Origin of the sequence: Peptacetobacter sp. (assembly GCF_029264495.1) — a bacterium.
In the GTDB taxonomy this organism is placed as follows: Bacteria; Bacillota; Clostridia; order Peptostreptococcales; family Peptostreptococcaceae; genus Peptacetobacter.
The window spans coordinates 1-19,840 of record NZ_JARIBH010000029.1 but is presented as its reverse complement, the minus strand read 5'-3'; the positions used below and the strand labels follow the sequence as shown (position 1 = coordinate 19,840).

The following is a 19,840-nucleotide window of genomic DNA, read 5'->3' as shown; positions in this document are numbered from 1 at the left end:
AATCTCCATATGTTCTTTTATATACTTCTGCTTTATCATATGCTCTAGATATATCTATCATGTCTATAGAAATCATAAATGCTACTGTAGCTATTATCATAATAAGCATCATCAGACTTCTTGATTTATTCTTTTTTATATATTGTAAAGAAAGTTTTCTATATATTTTTTTCATAATATCACCCCATTATTTTTTTCCACCTTTTATTAATTTTTCGTTTTTCATTTTTAGTCCTCCTATTGTTTTTAATTATTTTATATATAAATCTGAACTAAATTAGAATCTCAAATAGTATCCTCTAGCAAATCTTTTTTTATTTTTTCTTTTATTCTGTGTGCAGGCTACTACTTTCAATCTTTTCAATTCAGTTAATATATCAAAGTTAAGAATTTGTTATCTTTAATCTTCTTCCCTTTTCTTGTCTTTAAAATAACATTTTAAATAATTAAAAACAATAATTTTGTCCCGAGTGGTAGAAAAAACGTCCTTAATGGTAAAAATTTATCTTTACAAACAAAAAATAAGAGCATACACATCATTTTCACAACATATACACTCTCAAATTTATAAACTTTATATTAAATCTTATCTCTTAGGAATCATTATTTTAACTTTAAATAAATTATCGTCGCAGAATATCATCATATTTCCATCATAATTTTTTACAGATTTTTCGACGCTTTTTATTCCTATTCCATGCTCAGATTTATTGAACTTATCAGTTATAAATCTATCACCTATTTTTTTAACCTTATTTTCTTTGCTATTTTCACAGATTATTACAAACATATCATCTGCCCACATAGAAGTTAATTTTATATATTTTTTATTGCTTATCATTTTATCACAGGCTTCTATAGCATTATCTAATATATTTGCTAATATACTAGACATATCCATATTCTTAATAAATTCTGTATTTTTAGAGTCAACATCAATATCGAACTCTATACCTTTACTTTTACAAATATTCATTTTTTCATTTACAATTATATCAAAAAGAGAGTTTCCACTTACTCTAGTTTTACGAGCTTCATTAAGCTCATTTTGTAAGCTTAATATATATTCAGATGCACCTTCTGAGCTTTTATTCATCATCTGTATATTGTATAGATGATTATTCATATCGTGATACAATCTTCTTATTTGATTTTGAGCTTCTTCCACTTTTTCATAATAATCATTTTTAGTTTCTAGTCTATTGTATACCTGTTTTTCTTTTATTCTTTCCTCGTTTTCTTTTTTCATTTCAATAACTATATAAATAGTTATTGAAATGGCTAATATAGATAATTGGGGTATTACTTCTATAATAATCAAATACTGTTCAACTGGAAATCCTCCATATTTTTCTGCAAATTTTACTAATGTTTTTAACATTATAAATACACTGTTTACAAGAATAATGTATGATGCGTATACATATATTTTATTTTTTAAAATTTTATTTATAATATTAATAGAAATAATAATTAACATACATACTAAAAATAAAATTACTAATACCTTCATATTAAATATATTCCAATCGTGTATATTTAAATTATGAACAATATCATCTGATAAACTTTTACCAGTTTGAATTGCAAATAATATTCTTGGTATAATAATAGTTACAAATATACTTGTATATTGTCCAGATAGAATATATAAAAATATAAATTTCTTCCAATCAACTTTATATATTTTATTGTATATCAATGTCATACTAGCTATTATAGCTACATTTACTGCAATCCACATAAAGTTTATTATTGAAAAATCAAAATTTTTGATAATAGAAAATAGACTGAAGTAACGCTCTATATAATTTAATTTTTCATTATATATACAATATATATTCCATACAGCAATATATCTTAATATGATAAACATAATCACCACTATAGCTGATTGAATAGCTATATTCTTCCATTTATCTATATCACAGTTTTTCCTATATCCAACTGCAAAATTAACTATACTGATAGATAAAACTATACTCGCCAATCTTATAATTTCCGCTAATAATACATCACTCATTATACATCCTCACCTACTGACCAGAAGTATCTATTCATCACTTCTTTATACTTACTCCTACTTATTGGTACAATAGATCCATCTTTCATAATAATATCCTTGTTGCCTATTTCTTTTATGTATATTATATTTACAACATAACTTCTATGACATTGTACAAATAGCTGCTTTTCAAGGTTATTCATTGTTTCTTCTAGAGTTCCTCTATATTCAAATTTATCTTCTTTTGTATATATTTTTATAACTCTATTGAGTACCTCTATATATACAATATCTCTACTATATATTTTTCTAAATCCTGTTTCTGTTTTTATTTTTAAGAAACATCCCCTCTTTCTCGTTATTTCTATTACACATTCTTTTAGATTCTTTTCTATAACCTCATACTGTACAGGCTTTTTGATAAATCTAAATGCCCTCACTTCAAATGCTTCACTAATCTTACTCTCAATAGATGTTACAAAAAGTATCTCTGTTGTTTTATCATATTCTCTAAGCTTACGAGCTGTTTCCATACCATCTAATCCATTCATTTGTATATCTAAAAACAGTATATCTATCTCATTATCAGATGATATATATTTTATAACATCATCACCACTACTAAATTCTTTTATTTGATATTCTGTAGTATCATCTTTCATTATTTCTATTATAGATTTTTTTATAGTATCTCTAACTTCTAGTTCATCATCACATATTCCTATTGTTATCATTTTTACCCCCCCTAATAAATTTTAATATTTATTAAATTATACTCTTATTGTATCATAAGTTTATTTTTATATAATGAAAATATGATTTTTTATTATATTTTATACAACTTTTTAATGTAGTTTTTATAAATTATATTAAAAAGGGGATTATCACAAATCATTGTAATAATCCCTTTAAATTCTTTTTATTCGATTTTATAAATCCTGTTTTAAAATTTCTTTAACAACTTCGTAGCTTACATCCATTATCTCTGCACAAGTTACTTTATTTGCTTTTAATTCTCTACATATATGTGTTTTATATCTTGAATCAATCTCTTTCATAAAAGCCTGAACATATTTCTTAGCTAACATCTTATCTCCACTAGAATGGTCTCTACCTTTAACTTCACCTATTATTATAGATGCTGCATTTACAGCTCCACAAATACTTCCTACTCCACAGCCACCGCCAAGAGCAGTACAAATTCTAACTGGTATAGATGTATTAAATTCTTCATTATATGCTATTATTAATGATTCTGCACAATTATATCCTTCTTTATAGATTTCTGATGGTTTTTTCATTTTATCATTCCTTCCTACTTCTTTTACCAAATTTTATTATATTATAAGGTAAAGAAAGTATCAAGGAATTTATTTTATTTTATTTTATTTCCGAAAATGCTTTAGAAAGCATTAATTTTATTCTATTTAATTGATTTACAGAACTTGCTGAAGGGTCATAATCGATAGGTATAATGTTAGCTTTTGGATATTGTCTTTTCATTTCTTTTATAACACCTTTTCCTATTATGTGGTTTGGTAAACATCCAAATGGTTGCATACATATTATATTATCTACTCCATTATCTATAAGTTCTATCATTTCTGCTGGTAATAGCCAACCTTCTCCTGTTTGATTTCCTATAGAAACAACTTTTTCTACATCTTCTGCCATTTTGGAAATAGGTTTTATTCCTACAAATCTGTTGCTTTTTGAGAGTGCATCATTGTATATTTTTTGGTATCTTTCAACTATTTTTATGAATAGATTTCCCATAAATTGAGTTGTTTTTTTACCCTCTAAATTTTTATATTTGTATATTGTGTTGTATGCACATGCCATAAAGAAATTCATAAGCTCTGGAACTACAGCTTCTGCTCCTTCTTTTTCAAGTATTCCTATTAAATCATTATTTGCTATTGGGTGGAATTTAACCAATATTTCACCAACAAGACCAACTTTTGGTTTTTTTATATCTAATAATTCTAAATTATCAAAATCATTTACAATATCATATATATTTTTCTTAAATTCTTTAAATTTTGGATTTTTCATATCTGATATACATTTATTTTTCCATTTTTCATAAAGTTTATCAGCACTTCCTTTTACTTTTTCATATGGTCTAACCCTTATAAGTACTTTCATAAGTAAGTCGCCATATACGACACCCATAAGTAATCTTATTCCCAAAGATAAACTCATCATTTCTTTTATTCCACTTTGTTCTATTCCATTTACACTAAGTGCTATTACTGGAATATTTCCAAATCCTGCATCCTGTAGGCCTTTTCTTAAAAAACCTATATAATTTGTAGCTCTACACCCTCCACCTGTTTGTGTAATTGCTACTGATGTATTTTCTAAATCATATTTTCCTGATTTTAGTGCTTTTATTAATTGTCCTACTACTATTATCGCAGGGAAACAAGCATCGTTATTTACATATTTTAATCCTTCTTCTATTATATCAGGGCTATAGTCTTTTAATATTTCTATATTTAATCCATTTTGATTTACTGCGGCTTCTATAAAGTCAAATTGAATTGGTGCCATTTGAGGTGCTAAAATAGTCCTTGTTTTAGTTATTTTATTATTTTTAGCATATTCAATTTTTTTTGTTTCCTTCTCACTTGATTTTATTCCGTTCATTTCTCTTTCTTCCATAGCTGCCTTTAATGAACGAATTCTTATTTTTGCTGCACCTAAATTATTTCCTTCATCTATTTTTAAAAGTGTATATATTTTTTCTTTTTCATCTAGTATTTCTTTTACCTGATCTGTAGTAACGGCATCTAACCCACATCCAAATGAATTTAGTTGAACAAGCTCTATGTTGTCATGTTCTCTAACAAAAGTAGCCGCTTTATATAATCTTGAATGATATACCCATTGATCTACTACTCTTAATGGTCTTTCTAGTTTTGCTAAATGTGATATAGAATCTTCTGTTAGTACAGCCATATTCAAAGAATTTATTAATTCTGGCATACCATGATTTATTTCTGGGTCTATATGATAAGGTCTACCTGAGAGAACTATCCCCTTTTTGCCATTTTTATTTAAATATTCAATAGCCTTTTCACCTTGTTTTTTTATATCTTCTTTGAAAGAGTTTTCTTCTTCAGTAGCTTTATCTATTGCTTTATCTATTTCTTTTTTTGTTATGTCATTGTAATAATTAGATAGTATTTCATACATTCTTTTTTTGAGTTTTTCTTTATTATTTATACTAACAAAAGGATTTATATATCTAATGTTATTTTCTCTTATACTATCTACATTATTTCTTATAACTTCTGAGTAAGATACTACTACAGGACAATTATAATAATTATCTGCTGTTGTATCTTCTTTATTTTCATTTGTCACACATGGATAAAATATCGTTTTTATTCCTCTATCTATTAATGATTCTATATGTCCATGTACTAATTTTGCTGGATAACAAACTGTATCAGAAGCTATACTTGTTATTCCTCTTTCATAGACTTTTTTTGACGATCTGCTTGATAATAATACTCTAAATCCTAATTCATTAAAGAACGTAAACCAAAAAGGATAATCTTCATACATATTCAATACTCTTGGAATACCTATTTCTCCCCTTTTTGCCTCTTTCTCAGATAAAGGTTTATAGTTAAATACTCTATCATATTTATATTTATATAAATTTACAGTTTCTTTTTCACCTATAGATTGTTCTCCACTATAAAGAGCTTCTCCTCTTTCGCATCTATTTCCTGATACAAATGATTCTGTTTCTGAAAATTTATTTATTGTAAGTAAACAATGATTTGAACAACCTTTACATCTAGTAACTTCGGCTTGAACTTTTAATGAATCTAATTCTTCTGCTTTTAGCATTTTAGTTTTATTTTGAGGATTGTATTTTTCTTTTGCAACAAGTGCTGCTCCAAATGCTCCCATAAGACCTGCTATATTAGGTCTTATTACATCTTTTTTTATCATTTTTTCAAATGCTCTTAAAACTAAATCATTGTAAAAAGTTCCTCCTTGTACAACAATATTTTCTCCTATTTCATTTAAGTCTTTCATTTTTATTACTTTAAATAAAGCATTTTTTATTACAGAATAAGAAAGTCCTGCTGAAATATCAGAAACTTGTGCTCCTTCTTTTTGTGCTTGTTTTACTCTAGAATTCATAAATACTGTACATCTAGAACCTAAGTCTACAGGTTTTTTTGAATATATTCCTTCTTTTGCAAATTCTTTTATATCCATAGACAATGATTTTGCAAATGTTTCAAGGAAAGAACCACAACCAGAAGAACAAGCTTCATTAAGTATTATGCTTTCTATTACTCCATTTTTAACTTTTAGACATTTCATATCTTGACCACCTATGTCTAAAATAAAATCAACATCTTTATTGAAAAATTTAGCAGCTTTATAATGTGCTATAGTTTCTATCTCTCCAAAATCTAGTTTTAATGCTCTTTTTATAAGTGCTTCTCCGTATCCCGTTGATGTAGATGAAACTATTTTACATTTTTTAGGTAATATAGAATATATCTCTTTTACTATATTTATAGTTGTTTTTAATGGATTACCTTCATTGCTAGAGTAGTAAGAATAAAGAAGTTCTCCATTTTCTCCTATAAGAACAGCTTTTGTAGTTGTTGAACCTGCATCTATTCCTAAGAAACAATTACCTTTGTAATTATTTATGTCATATTTTTCTACATTATTTTTATTGTGTTTTTCTTTAAACTCATTATATTCTTCTTCATCTTTAAATAATGGTTCTAGTAAGTTGACATTCCCATCATCTATTGTTTTTATAGAGTTCAATTTTTCTAAAAGATTTTTTATAGAAATCTCTTTTTCATTTTCTGATAATAATGCTGCTCCTATGGCTATATATAATTGTGCATTTTCTGGAAATATTATATCTTCATCTTTTAGATTTAATACATTTTTAAATGCTTGTCTTAATTCAGATAAAAAGTATAAAGGTCCACCTAAAAAAGCCACTTTTCCTTCTATTTTTCTACCACATGATAATACACTCACTGTCTGAACAACTACTGCATTAAATATACTCATCGCTATATTTGTTTTTTTTGCACCATCATTTATAAGAGGTTGTATGTCTGTTTTAGCAAACACACCACATCTTGATGCTATTGGATATATAGTATCATATCCTTTTGCAAGTTCATTTAATCCAGATGCATCTGTTTTTAAAAGTGTAGCCATTTGATCTATAAATGCTCCAGTCCCACCTGCACAAATACCATTCATTCTTTGATCTATTCCACCTGTTATATATGTTACTTTTGCATCTTCTCCACCTAATTCTATAACTACATCTGTTTCTGGGTGGTAATACTCAATTGATTTAGTACTAGAAATGACTTCTTGAACGAATTTAACCCCCAATTTCTTTGATACTCCTATACCACCTGAGCCAGTTATTATAATTTTTATAGGAGAATTCCCAATTATTTCATATACATCATTTAAAACTTCTATTATAGATTTTTTTACATCAGAATAATGTCTTTGATATTTTTTAAATAGTATATTATTTTCTTTATCAAGAAGAACTATTTTTACTGTAGTAGAACCTACATCAACTCCAACTTTATATAAACTCTCCATTGCTCCGTCGTCAAAAATCTATAAATATCTATAACTTTTGACATACTCCTTTCATTATTTATTTTATTCATGCCTTTAGCACTTTGTTTTTGTACTCTTTAATTTTTATATATTTTATTAATTATGTAGTTTGATCATGCTATTGAATAATATTTAATAACTTTTTATATCAATAGTTTAATCTATTATCATATATTTAATTCTAACATACTTATTTACTTTTATAACATTATTTCATTTATATTACAAATAAAATTCTATTTTATATATATTATTTAATTTTATTATTACATTATTTAAAAATAACCTCCTAAATAGGAGGTTATTAAAATAATAGAACCTCAGATATCTGAGGTTCTATTTTCTATTATTAAATTTAAATTATTATCTATTTATATTATCCTACTAACATGAAGATTAAGTGAGCAGATATACCTGCACAAAGTCCTCCAACTGTATGTGATAATATTGCTTTACTTGCTAATGGTCTTGCATCTAGTGCATCCATCATACCTATGTGAGTACTTAGGTATCCTGACCAGCACATACCCATTGCTGTGAATACTGCTATATCGTTAGGTGTTACTACACCATTTTTTATAAATTCTGGAACTAGTGACATTGCTGCACCAACTGCTCCTAATGAAGTTATAGGGAATGCTATAGCTTCTGCTGATTTAAATCCAAATAATGGTTCTATTATAAATCTTATTTTTTCACCTAATAGAGGTAATAATTTTATACCTTCATAAGCTGCACCAGTATATGTTCCATCAGCTGATGGTCCAAATGTTAACATCATAACCATTGTACAAACTATTAATACTCCTGGTATTATAGCCATACCCATATCAACACCTAGTTTACCACCTTCTAGCATAGCATCTAGAACTCTCTGGAATAAGTTACCTTCTCTTACTTCTCTAAATTCTTGTCCATCTTCAGATAAAGTTTCTCCTACCTGATCATTTGCATGTTCACCGTAGTATTTTTTAGTCTGTATTAACATTAATCTAACAGATATTATAGAACCTATTATTGCTCCAAGGTTACCTATTAAAGCTGGTAACATATATTCTGATCCTTGTGCCATCATGAATGTTGTAACTATAAGACCCATACCAAATGCTGTACCTAAGTTACAAAGTGCAGGTGTCTGGTATTTTTTGAAATACTGAGTGAATGCTTTATCTTTTGCGAAAGATATTATAGCTGGGTTATCTGATAAGTAAGTAGCTACTGCTCCTGTTATACTTGCACCAGGTAAACCATAAACTGGTTTTATTATAGGTGCGAATATTTTGTTTATTAATGCTATAACACCAAATTCTGATAATAATGCACTAAGAGCTCCTGCTAAAACTGCTAATGCCATTATTAAGAATACTGTGTTTAAAAGTAAGTCATGAGCTGTTGCCATCATTGTTTTGAACATTAATCCAACGCCCATTATTTTTCCTATTCCACCAAATATTAATAGTAGAACTGCTAAGAACACAAATGTTTCAGTGCTGACTGCTTTTACTCTTTTTTTGCCTTCTGCTGCTTCCATTTTGTCTCTTCCTTTCTAAAATCCATATAATTTTTATTTATTTCTTATATATATTATACTTTTAAATTATTTATTTTGCAACTAATTTGTTTAACTTTTATCATTGTAAAAATTCAGTTTTTTTTGAAAACTGCAAGTCTTTATGTATAATTCTACAAATAATTATTTCAAAGAATTTTACTAAAAGTATCTAAATTACCTACAACAAGCGACTTTCACAATTGTTACAAGTTGTTACTTTTGGATTTTTTTTAAGATTTTGCTACTTTTAAATTCATTTTCTTCTTTTATCTATAACTAAATTGTATAAATTATTTTTTAATTTTTTTGTAATTTATAGCTTGGAAAATGTTTTTATTTTCAAATTCAACAAAAATTATATTCTTTTTTTGTAAGTTTTCTATTTTTTATAGACTTATTTTTCAGATTTTTCTAATAAGCAAATATATTTTTTATAACTTATTCTTATATCAGTAACAACTTAAGTAACAACTTGATGTATAAATTTTATTTTTTTTAAACTTATTTTAGACTTATTTTTTTGATTTAATTTATATTTACTTATAAAAAAATAAAAAATGATGCTACATTTTGTGTAGCATCATTTTAGTATCTTTTTATCTTTTTAACACACTTTATAAATACTCTGATATTTTTTATACAATTATTATAATATAAAACTTTTTAATTATTTTCATTTCAAATTTGAAAGAATTTTTATTATAGTGATTTTGCAACAAATTTTACTAAATCAACAGTTCTAGCTGAATATCCCCATTCATTGTCATACCAAGATATAACTTTAAACATTTTATCTCCCATAGCTAAAGTAGATAGTCCGTCTACTATTGAAGATCTTGAATCTCCTTTGTAATCTACAGAAACTAAAGGTAATTCACTATATCCTAAAATTCCTTTCATATCTCCTTCTGCTGCTTCTTTAAATGCTTTATTTATTTCTTCTACTGTTGTAGATTTTTTAAGCTCACAAACTAAATCTACAAGAGATACAGTTGGTGTAGGTACTCTAAGAGCAAAACCATTTAATTTTCCTTCTAATTGTGGTAATACTTTTGATACTGCTTTTGCAGCTCCTGTTGTTGTAGGTATTATAGATTCTCCAGCTGCTCTAGCTCTTCTTAAATCTTTATGAGTTTTATCAAGTATTCTTTGGTCATTAGTATAAGAATGAACTGTTGTCATTAATCCTTTTTCAATGCCAAATTTATCATCAAGAACTTTAGCAAATGGTGCTAGACAGTTTGTAGTACATGATGCATTAGATATTATATTGTGTTTTGATGAATCATATTCACCTTCATTAACCCCCATAACAATAGTAATATCTTCATTTTTTCCTGGTGCTGTAATTATTACTTTTTTAGCTCCTGCTTCTAAATGTTTTGATGCTTTTTCTCTATCTTTAAATATACCTGTTGATTCTATTACTATATCAACACCTAATTCTCCCCAAGGTATATCTTTTGGATCATTACATCTAAATATTTTTATTTCTTTATCATTAACCTTCATAACGTTTTCATCAACAGCACAAACATCCCCATTGAATATGCCATAACATGAATCATATTTAAATAAATGAGCTAAAGTTTCTGTATCTGCTCTAGCATTTAATGCTACTATTTCTATATCATCACCAAATTCATTTTGAGCAATTCTCAATACTGCTCTACCTATTCTTCCAAATCCATTTAAACCTACTTTAATCGACATTTATACGTCCTCCCTATATACAATAAAAGTTTTAATCCTTTTAATATGTTGATTATTATGTTTCATTACATTAAACAGTATACACTATTTAATCGATTTATTCAATATTTTTTAATGTTAATTTATTATTTATGTTCTATTTTTTTATTTATAGTATATTAATATGCATTTTAGTTATAAATTACTTATTTATACATTCTAATTATAGATAAATAGTATATCTTTTATTATTGTGTTTTAAAATCCATTTTTATCAAATTTTATTTTTAACTAATTTTTAAAAAGAATATAAAAAAAGACCTACTTATTAGGTCTTTTTTACACTCAATTTTTTATTTAAAGTTATAAATAATTCATATATATCAAAATAGTATAATCTTTTTTATATTTATCTTTTATACATTGTTTATGCTACATGAACACCAGCTGAAAGTTTTTTTGTTTTTTCAACTTTGTTATCATCTTTTCCTAATTCATATATAAAATCAATTGTTTTTCCACTTATTAACACTGCTATAATTGAATATATTAACTGTATTATAGGTATGTAACTAATAGATAGTAATAATACTACACCATCAGTTATTAGATAAATTGTTCCTAATTTTAGAGAAGTTACCTTAGAAATTATCATTGCTAAAGCATCATCTCCTCCTGAAGCACATCCTGCCCTCATTATAATTCCACATCCAATTCCAACAGACAAGCCTCCTAAGACTGCTGATGTTAACATATTCATTTGTGGAACTAAAGGTCCTACAGTTTCAAATATGTTATATAAAACTGAAAATCCTATAGATGCACCAACTGAATATATAAAGAATTTTTTACCAAACATTTTAAATCCCATTACAAGAAATGCTATATCTAGTATAGCTCCTGCTAAAGATACATTTATATTAAATATATTTTTTAATAATAGTATAGTACCAAGTACTCCTCCTTCTGTAATGTTATTTAAATAATAGAAGTTGTAAACTCCAAATGCTAATATTGTCGATCCTATTAGTATTAAAGATATATCCTTTAAAGATCGCCTGTCATACATAGTATCCCTTCCTTTTCTTTTTGTTATCATCATTATAAACAATAAAAAAAGTAAAGTAAAGGTGAATTTTTATTTTTAAATTATTAGAGCTGCTCGTTAATTTTTGAGCAGCTCTTTTTTCGTTTTTTTATTTATTTTTCATGAACCACATCATAAATATAGTATTTCCAATATATAAAATGTTTTCACATTTTAACTTTGTTTTTATTAATTGTATGTTTTCTTAGTATTAATAAACAGTAAGTTTTTATTAATTTTTTTCTAGTTTATAAATACTAAATATTTGTATATTTTTTACTTTTGTTTAGTTATACTGAGTATTATACTTATATTAACTTAATTTCAAAATTCAAGTTAATATTTTTTATATATTTTTGTTTGATAAGTATATTTTATATACTTTATACATATTCTTGTAATTTATAATTCAATTATTCAGGAATTACTTCTAATCTTCTTTTTCTTCTTCTATATAACCTTGCATTTATTTCATACCCTATTACAATCACCCAACTACTAAAATACAACCATGTTAATAATACGATTATTTCCCGAAAACTTCCATATATAGCACTATAGTTAGAAAAATGATTAGTATAGTAAGAATATAGGTATGACATCAAAAACCAGCCAAATGTTGCAAAAACTGCACCTGGAGCAACCATTTTTGTAGATAGTTTTATATTTGGTGTGTATTTATATAAAAGTGTAAAAACTATTATTGTACTAATTGTTCCTGCTCCATATCTTGTTATATTCCATAGATTTAAAAACACTTCATCAAAACCTAAAAATTTAAATATAACTATTCCTATTTTTTCACCATATACCAATAGTGTCATAGTTGAAAATATCAAAATTAAAAGCATTAGTGTAAAAATCATAGATATCATCATAACTTTCATAAAAGACCTAGTTTCAGGAGAATAAAAAGATGTATTCATTCCTTTTATAAGTGCTTTTACAGCTCTAGAAAATGTCCACATAGTCAAACAAAAACTGACAATCATATAATGTGTGTTTCTTTTGTCTACAGCTGATTTTACTACTAAATCTACAAATCCTATTGCTTTTACTGGTATTACTTTTTCTAACATTGCCATATATTTTGTAATTTGTAATATAGGAACGTAAGCTACAATCGATACAGTAAACATTAGAAATGGAAATATAGACATTGTAAGGAAAAATGCAACTTCAGCTGATTTAGAACTCAATCTACTATAGTTAAGTTTTGCAAATAAATGATTTAATTTATTTCTATCTATTATCATATACAATCTCTCCATTCCACAACTTAGGATAATATTTTCACTAAATAATATTTTTTATTTACTCTACAGATTCTTGTATACTTAGAATAATTTCTTTTATACTATTTAATTTTTTAACAGCTTTCTCTTTTTCAGTATCTGATACAGCAAAGTAGAATTTTAGTTTTGGTTCTGTTCCAGATGGTCTTATTGCAAACCAACTTCCATCATTTAATATATATTTAAGAACATTTGCTTTTGGATATTCATTTACCCCTTTTTCAAAATCTAATACTTCTTTTATATCTATTTCTTTTGAAAAATCTCCATTTCTGAATTTATTTATTATTCTTTGGATTTTTTCAAGTCCATCTTTCCCTTTTAAAGTTATAGATACATTTTCTTCTAAATAATACCCATATTTTTTATATGTATCCTGTAAAACTTCATATAAACTCATACCTTTTGTTTCATAATATGCAGCCATTTCAGCTATTAAAAGAGATGTAGAAACTCCATCTTTATCTCTAACATGTGTTCCTGGTAAATATCCATAGCTTTCTTCATATCCAAAGATATATTCTTTTTCTTTATTTTCTTCAAATAATTTTATTTTATCTCCAATAAATTTAAATCCAGTTAAAACATTTATTGTTTCAACATTATTTTCTTTTGCTATATCAGCACCAAATTCTGATGTTACAATAGATTTTATTATTACAGAATTATCCTTTAAATTTCCTTTTTCTTTTTTTGATTCTATTATGTATTGAGTTAATAATCCACCTATTTGATTTCCTGTAAGCAATTGATATTCTCCATTAATATCTTTAACGGCAATACCAACTCTATCACAATCTGGATCAGTTGCTATTAATAAATTTGCTCCTTTTTTCTTTGCTAGTTCTATTCCTCTATTTAAAGCTTGTTTTTCTTCAGGATTTGGATATTTTATTCCAGCAAAATTTGGATCTGGTTTTTCTTCTTCAGGTACAACGTCTACATTTTTGAACCCAACTTCTCTTAATACATTTTGTATAACTCTAGATCCTGTTCCACAAAGAGGAGTGTATATTATTTTAAAATCATTTCCAACTTTATCTATAATATCTTGTCTTATCACTCCATTTTTAATAGTTTCTATAAAATCTCTATCGTACTTTTCTGATAACACCTCTATTAAATCAGCTTTTTCTTCTGTAAATTCTGGTATTATACTAAAATCTTCTATTGAATTTACTTTATCAGTTATCATATCTGCATATTTAGGCATAAATTGAGCTCCATCTGGCCCATATACTTTATATCCATTATATTCTGATGGATTATGGCTAGCTGTAATAACAACTCCTGCTGCTGATTTTAAATTTCTAACAGCGAATGATAATTCTGGAGTTGTTCTTAAATCTTCAAATATATATGCTTTTATATCACAAGCTGCTAAAGTTTTTGCAGTTTCTATGCAAAATTCTCTAGATTTATGTCTATTATCATGTGCTATTACTACTCCTCTATCTTTTGCATTTTCTATATTTTCTAAAATATACTTTGCAAGTCCAAAAGTAGCTCTTCTGACAGTATATTTATTCATTCTATTTGTTCCATAAGATATAATACCTCTTAGTCCAGCTGTCCCAAACTCTAAATCTTTATAGAATCTATCTTCTATTTCTTTTTCATCATCTTTTATTTTTATTAATTCTTCCTTTGTTTCTTTATCAAAATATTCACTTTCACACCATTTTTTATAAGTTTCTATATAATTCATAAATCCCTCCAATAAATTATTATTCTATTCCCATTATTTCTCTAAAATCCATTATACCAATTGTTACTTCTTTTCTGTCAAAATCAGCTTCTTTTAATTCTTCATCTGATTTTTCCATAACCATAGTATAAAATTCAATAGCTATGTACTGTAAATTTTCTGTTGGATTATTTTCAGCTCTGTCAAACAAAATTTCTTCAGCTTCATTTATTTTATTTTCAAATACTAATCTCTTTAAAGTTATAAGAAAAATTTCTTCATCTGAATTGTAGACAATATCCATATCAGAATAATCACTATATTTTTTATTAAGCAACATCTTCGCTATCTGCTTTTTTATAGTATTTATAACTTCATCAATTATTGGCATTATTATCACCTCTATATATCTTTTTAAAAATATAAAGTTGACTGCAAATGCAATCAACTTTATTATTCTTTTTATTATATTGTAACTTTTATAGTCTATATAGTCTATATTTTTTTTAATTTCATTGAATTTAAGTTTATTTTTTTAACTTTATTAATCTACAGATTTTAAAGATTCTACCATTTTTACTTTTTTAAGTTTTCTATTCATTACTATATTAACTATAACTCCCATTATTATAGTCAATACAAATGACGCTAAATAACTTAAAGGATTTATTATTCGTCCAAACATCATATTTTCAACTTCTACTGTAATCATTATAAATTGATGTAATACTTTTCCAAGTCCAAGACCTACAAAAGCTCCTATTAATGTTAATATTACATTTTCTCTATAAATATATGCTGATACTTCTTTATCATAAAATCCTAATACCTTTATAGTCGCTATTTCTCTTATCCTTTCAGAAATATTTACATTACTTAAATTGTAAAGTACTACAAATGCCAACGCTCCTGCTGACACTATCATCAATATAACAACATAATTTAATGATTTTATTGTATCTGAAAAACCATCTTTTATTCCTGTTGTAAATACTGTTCCATTTGCACAAGTTGAGTCCATTATATTTTTAGCAATCTTGTCCTCTTCTTTTATAGTTATTTTTTCATCAGTTATTCCATAAACTCTATTAATATCTGCTTTTCTGTTGAATAATTTTTTATAGTAGTTATTCGTCATATAAATATAATGATTAACATAGTTTTCTGATATTCCTATTATTTTAGCTTTTGCAGTTACATCATTTTCATTTAATATTTTTATACTATCTCCAATTTTAGCATTTAAATTTCTAGCTGCTTTTTCTGATATAACAACACCATTATCTTTTAAATTTATAGGCTTATGCTCTTTTCTATCTCTTAAAGTTATAAATTTTTCAAAATTACTTTTATCTTCTGGAACTATTATTGTAACTTCTTTTTCTTTATTATTTATCATAACTTTTGCATTTTGATTGTTGAACATACCTATTTCTTTTATTCCATTTTCTTCTTTTATAAATGATTTTAATTTATTTATATTTTCTATTTTTTCATCAGAATCAAAACTTGTTGTCATACTATATTTATTCAATTCTCCAAACTGTACATCTACAATCATTCTTATTGAATCTCTTATACCAAATCCTGTTAGTATTAATGCTGTACATCCTGATATTCCTAATACAGTCATTAAAAATCTTTTCTTATATCTAAATATATTTCTAAGTGTTACTTTCCAAATAAATCCTATTTTATTCCAGATAAATCCTATTTTTTCAAGCAATATTCTTTTTCCTTTTTTAGGTGCTTTAGGTCTCATAAGTATCGCTGGTGTTTCTATAAGTTCTTTTCTACAAGCTATGTATGCTGTAAATGTTGTTACAAATATAGATGTTACTATTGATAATATCGATATTAGTAAATCAAATTTTAAATTTACCTTTGGAACAGTATACATTATTGCATAAGAGTTATAGATTATAATAGGAAACACTGTATATCCTATGATTAACCCTAAAATAGAACCTATTGAACTAGCTGACATAGCATAGATAATGTATTTTTTTGCAATCATTTTTGAATTATATCCAAGTGCTCTTAGTGTTCCTATATTTATTCTTTGCTCATCTACCATTCTAGTCATTGTTGTCAATGCAACAAGTGCTGCAACTAATACAAAGAATATCGGGAAAATACTTGCTAGTGCATCTATACTATCTGCACAACCTGCATACTCTGCTGATGAATACTGTTTATCTCTATTTAATATATACCATTCTGGTTTTTCTATTTTTTTTATTTCATCTTCTGCATCTTTTAATTTTTTTTCAGCTTTTGCAAATTCATTTTTTGCTTTTTCTTTAGAATTTTTAAATTTAATTTCATTGTCTTCTATTTTTTTCTCATTTTTTATTATTTCTTCTTCAGCTTTTTTAAATTCTAGTTTAGCCTTTTCTTCCATAGAAACTAATTTATTTTTTTCACTTTTTATTTTTCTTTCTGATTTATCTAATTTTAATTTAGCTTTATATAGTTGATTTTCTGCATTTTTCAGCTCATTTTTTATACTATTTATCTTTTTATTTCCTTCATTATATTGAGATTCTAAATTAGATAAAATAGCTTTATATCCGTATATTCTTTCAATAATATTATTTTTTTCTTCTTCAGATATGTTCGGATTATTTAATTGATTTTCTAAATTAGATATATCTGATTTTGTAGAATTTATTTTTTCTTTTAAAGGTTTTAATTGATTTTCTGCATTTGTTATTTGAGAACTTACTTTTTCTTTTTTTGATATAAATTCTTTTCTTGAAGATTTATATTTTTCTCGTCCATTTTCTAATTCTTTTTCTGCATTTAATAATTTTTTCTTTCCATTTTTTATTTGATTTTTTACATTTATTTTTTCAGCCTTTAATTTTGATTTTGCATTTTTTATTTCTTTCTTTCCATTTTCTAATTCTTTTTCTGCATTTTTTATTTTATCAGTTGTTTCTTTTTTCTTATCATTATATTCTTTTTTTGATTTATTTAATTCTTCAGTAGCATCTTTCACAACTTCTTCATATCTAGCATCGATTCTTTTTTCTGAGATAGATTCAATTTGATTTTCTGCCTTTTTTACAGTTTCTTTGTATTCAGGATAAAAAGACACTTTCTCTTTTGCACCATTTGCTGTTATATACATTTCTGTGTAAGCATCTAATTTAAAATCTTCTTGAGGTACAATCATCACTCCATCTACGTTGCCCGAACCTATTGATGAATTACCAAAATCAAAAGACAAATATGATGGTGATTGTACTATCCCTACTATTTTGTATTTATTAGTTTTCAACTTTTCATCTATTTTTTCATCTGTACCAGTATCTACTTTTATATTTTTTCCAATAGATAAATTTAGATGATCATATTTTGGTTTTAATACTACACATTCTCCTGTTTTTTTAGGGAGTCTACCTTTAATTAATTTTAATTTATTTATATAATTCTCATCGTTATTGTTTTTTGTAGGAAATGAATGTATTTTTAATACTCTATCTTGGTTATTTAAATTACTTATTACATCCATAGAATATGCAGGAAATACACCTTTTACATTTTCTAAATTTTTAATAGATTTTACATCATTATCAGTTAGTCCAAGTGTAGATATTAACTCTATGTCCATAAAATTATATTTATCATAATAGCTATCAACTGTTTCCCTCATTACAATAGGAGATATTTTTATCCCTGAAAAAAAGGCAACTCCTAAAGCAACGATTATCATAATTGAAAAATATCTGCCTTTTGATTTTAAAATATCTCTTATTATGTCCTTATTAAGTGCTTTTTTCATTACCATTCAATCCTTTCTATAGGAACTGGACTATCATTTTTAGTAATGCTTTCAATTATTCCATTTTTAACTTTTATAACTTTGTCCCCCATAGGAGTTATTGCTAAATTATGTGTAATTATTATAACTGTCATACCCATTTCTCTACACGTTTTTTGTAATAGTTTAAGAATGGCTTTACCTGTATTATAATCCAACGCACCTGTTGGTTCATCACAAAGTAATAGTTTGGGATTTTTTGCAAGTGCTCTTGCTATAGCTACTCTTTGTTGTTCTCCTCCAGATAGTTGAGCTGGAAAATTATCTTTTCTATCACTAAGTCCAACTTCATCTAATATTTCATCTATATTTAAAGGATTTTTACATATTTGTGTAGCTAATTCAACGTTTTCCTTAGCCGTAAGATTTTGTACAAGATTATAAAATTGAAATACAAACCCTATATCATATCTTCTATACGATATTAAATCTTTTTCATTATAATTATCTATTCTATTTCCATCTACAATGATTTGTCCTGTTGTAGCAGTATCCATACCACCTAAAATGTTTAATATTGTACTTTTTCCTGCTCCACTTGCACCAACTATTACAACACATTCTCCCTTATCAATAGAAAAATCAACTCCATTCAATGCTGAAATTTCAACATCTCCCATTTTATATATTTTTTTTACATCTTTAAATTCTATATACTTTGACATAATTATCCCTCTATTCATTAATATATTATGTTTAAATTCATTATAGCATGAAATAATTATTTTTAGTATAAACTTTATAAAATTCAATTTTTATAAAAAATAAAAAACTCTCGATATATAAATACCGAGAGTTTTTATTTCTATTTAGATTTACTAATTTATATTATTTATTTAGAAAAATATCTATTTAATAACCCTAAGAATGCTTTACCATGTCTAGCTTCATCTTTACACATTTCATGAACTGTATCGTGTATTGCATCTAATCCTAGTTCTTTTGCTCTTTTAGCTATTTTTAATTTTCCTTCTGTTGCACCGTATTCAGCGTCAACTCTTAATTCTAAGTTTTTCTTAGTTGAAGGTTCTACAACTTCTCCTA

13 protein-coding genes are annotated in these 19,840 nt (G+C 25.8%); all 13 read right to left on the bottom strand.

Annotated elements, in window-relative coordinates; all coding sequences use genetic code 11:
* Window positions 1–586 precede the first annotated feature (586 nt).
* Complete coding sequence (locus Q1J78_RS02955) at window positions 587–2,023, bottom strand: sensor histidine kinase (RefSeq protein ID WP_300277419.1); 1,437 nt, start codon at window positions 2,021–2,023, stop codon at window positions 587–589.
* Entirely contained in the window at window positions 2,023–2,739 is a 717-nt protein-coding gene (locus tag Q1J78_RS02950) for a LytR/AlgR family response regulator transcription factor (protein ID WP_300277416.1), read from the bottom strand. The genes Q1J78_RS02955 and Q1J78_RS02950 overlap by 1 nt, the downstream gene beginning before the upstream one ends.
* 195 nt (window positions 2,740–2,934) lie before the next feature.
* Window positions 2,935–3,306 (bottom strand): C-GCAxxG-C-C family (seleno)protein, encoded by a 372-nt coding sequence (locus Q1J78_RS02945; RefSeq protein ID WP_300277413.1) that lies wholly within the window; start codon window positions 3,304–3,306, stop codon window positions 2,935–2,937.
* Window positions 3,307–3,385: 79 nt separating this feature from the next.
* A complete protein-coding gene (locus Q1J78_RS02940; protein ID WP_300277410.1) occupies window positions 3,386–7,633 on the bottom strand; it encodes a 2-hydroxyacyl-CoA dehydratase in 4,248 nt (1,415 codons plus the stop codon).
* Between the two features lie 397 nt (window positions 7,634–8,030).
* Complete coding sequence (locus tag Q1J78_RS02935) at window positions 8,031–9,185, bottom strand: CD0519/CD1768 family membrane protein (RefSeq protein ID WP_300277407.1); 1,155 nt, start codon at window positions 9,183–9,185, stop codon at window positions 8,031–8,033.
* A 720-nt stretch (window positions 9,186–9,905) separates the two neighbouring features.
* Window positions 9,906–10,919 carry a type I glyceraldehyde-3-phosphate dehydrogenase gene (gap, locus tag Q1J78_RS02930; protein ID WP_300277404.1) on the bottom strand — a complete coding sequence of 338 codons (1,014 nt, stop codon included), beginning with the start codon at window positions 10,917–10,919 and terminating at the stop codon, window positions 9,906–9,908.
* 406 nt (window positions 10,920–11,325) lie between these two features.
* Window positions 11,326–11,967, bottom strand: coding sequence for a YitT family protein (locus Q1J78_RS02925; RefSeq protein WP_300277401.1), 642 nt, complete (start codon window positions 11,965–11,967; stop codon window positions 11,326–11,328).
* Between the two features lie 431 nt (window positions 11,968–12,398).
* Window positions 12,399–13,241, bottom strand: a complete 843-nt coding sequence (locus Q1J78_RS02920) for a YihY/virulence factor BrkB family protein (protein ID WP_300277398.1) — start codon at window positions 13,239–13,241, stop codon at window positions 12,399–12,401.
* Between the two features lie 58 nt (window positions 13,242–13,299).
* Window positions 13,300–14,988, bottom strand: a complete 1,689-nt coding sequence (locus Q1J78_RS02915; RefSeq protein ID WP_300277395.1) for a phospho-sugar mutase — start codon at window positions 14,986–14,988, stop codon at window positions 13,300–13,302.
* Window positions 14,989–15,007: 19 nt separating this feature from the next.
* Window positions 15,008–15,358: a DUF6483 family protein gene (locus Q1J78_RS02910; protein ID WP_300277392.1), complete on the bottom strand. Its 351-nt coding sequence runs from the start codon at window positions 15,356–15,358 to the stop codon at window positions 15,008–15,010.
* A 153-nt stretch (window positions 15,359–15,511) separates the two neighbouring features.
* Window positions 15,512–18,757 carry an FtsX-like permease family protein gene (locus Q1J78_RS02905; RefSeq protein ID WP_301118249.1) on the bottom strand — a complete coding sequence of 1,082 codons (3,246 nt, stop codon included), beginning with the start codon at window positions 18,755–18,757 and terminating at the stop codon, window positions 15,512–15,514.
* The gene (locus tag Q1J78_RS02900; protein WP_300277386.1) at window positions 18,757–19,461 is read right to left on the bottom strand and encodes an ABC transporter ATP-binding protein; all 705 of its coding nucleotides are present in this window, start codon (window positions 19,459–19,461) and stop codon (window positions 18,757–18,759) included. The genes Q1J78_RS02905 and Q1J78_RS02900 overlap by 1 nt, the downstream gene beginning before the upstream one ends.
* 167 nt (window positions 19,462–19,628) lie before the next feature.
* Window positions 19,629–19,840 (bottom strand): ferritin family protein (locus Q1J78_RS02895; protein WP_498043804.1); only part of this gene is annotated, 212 nt, incomplete at its 5' end.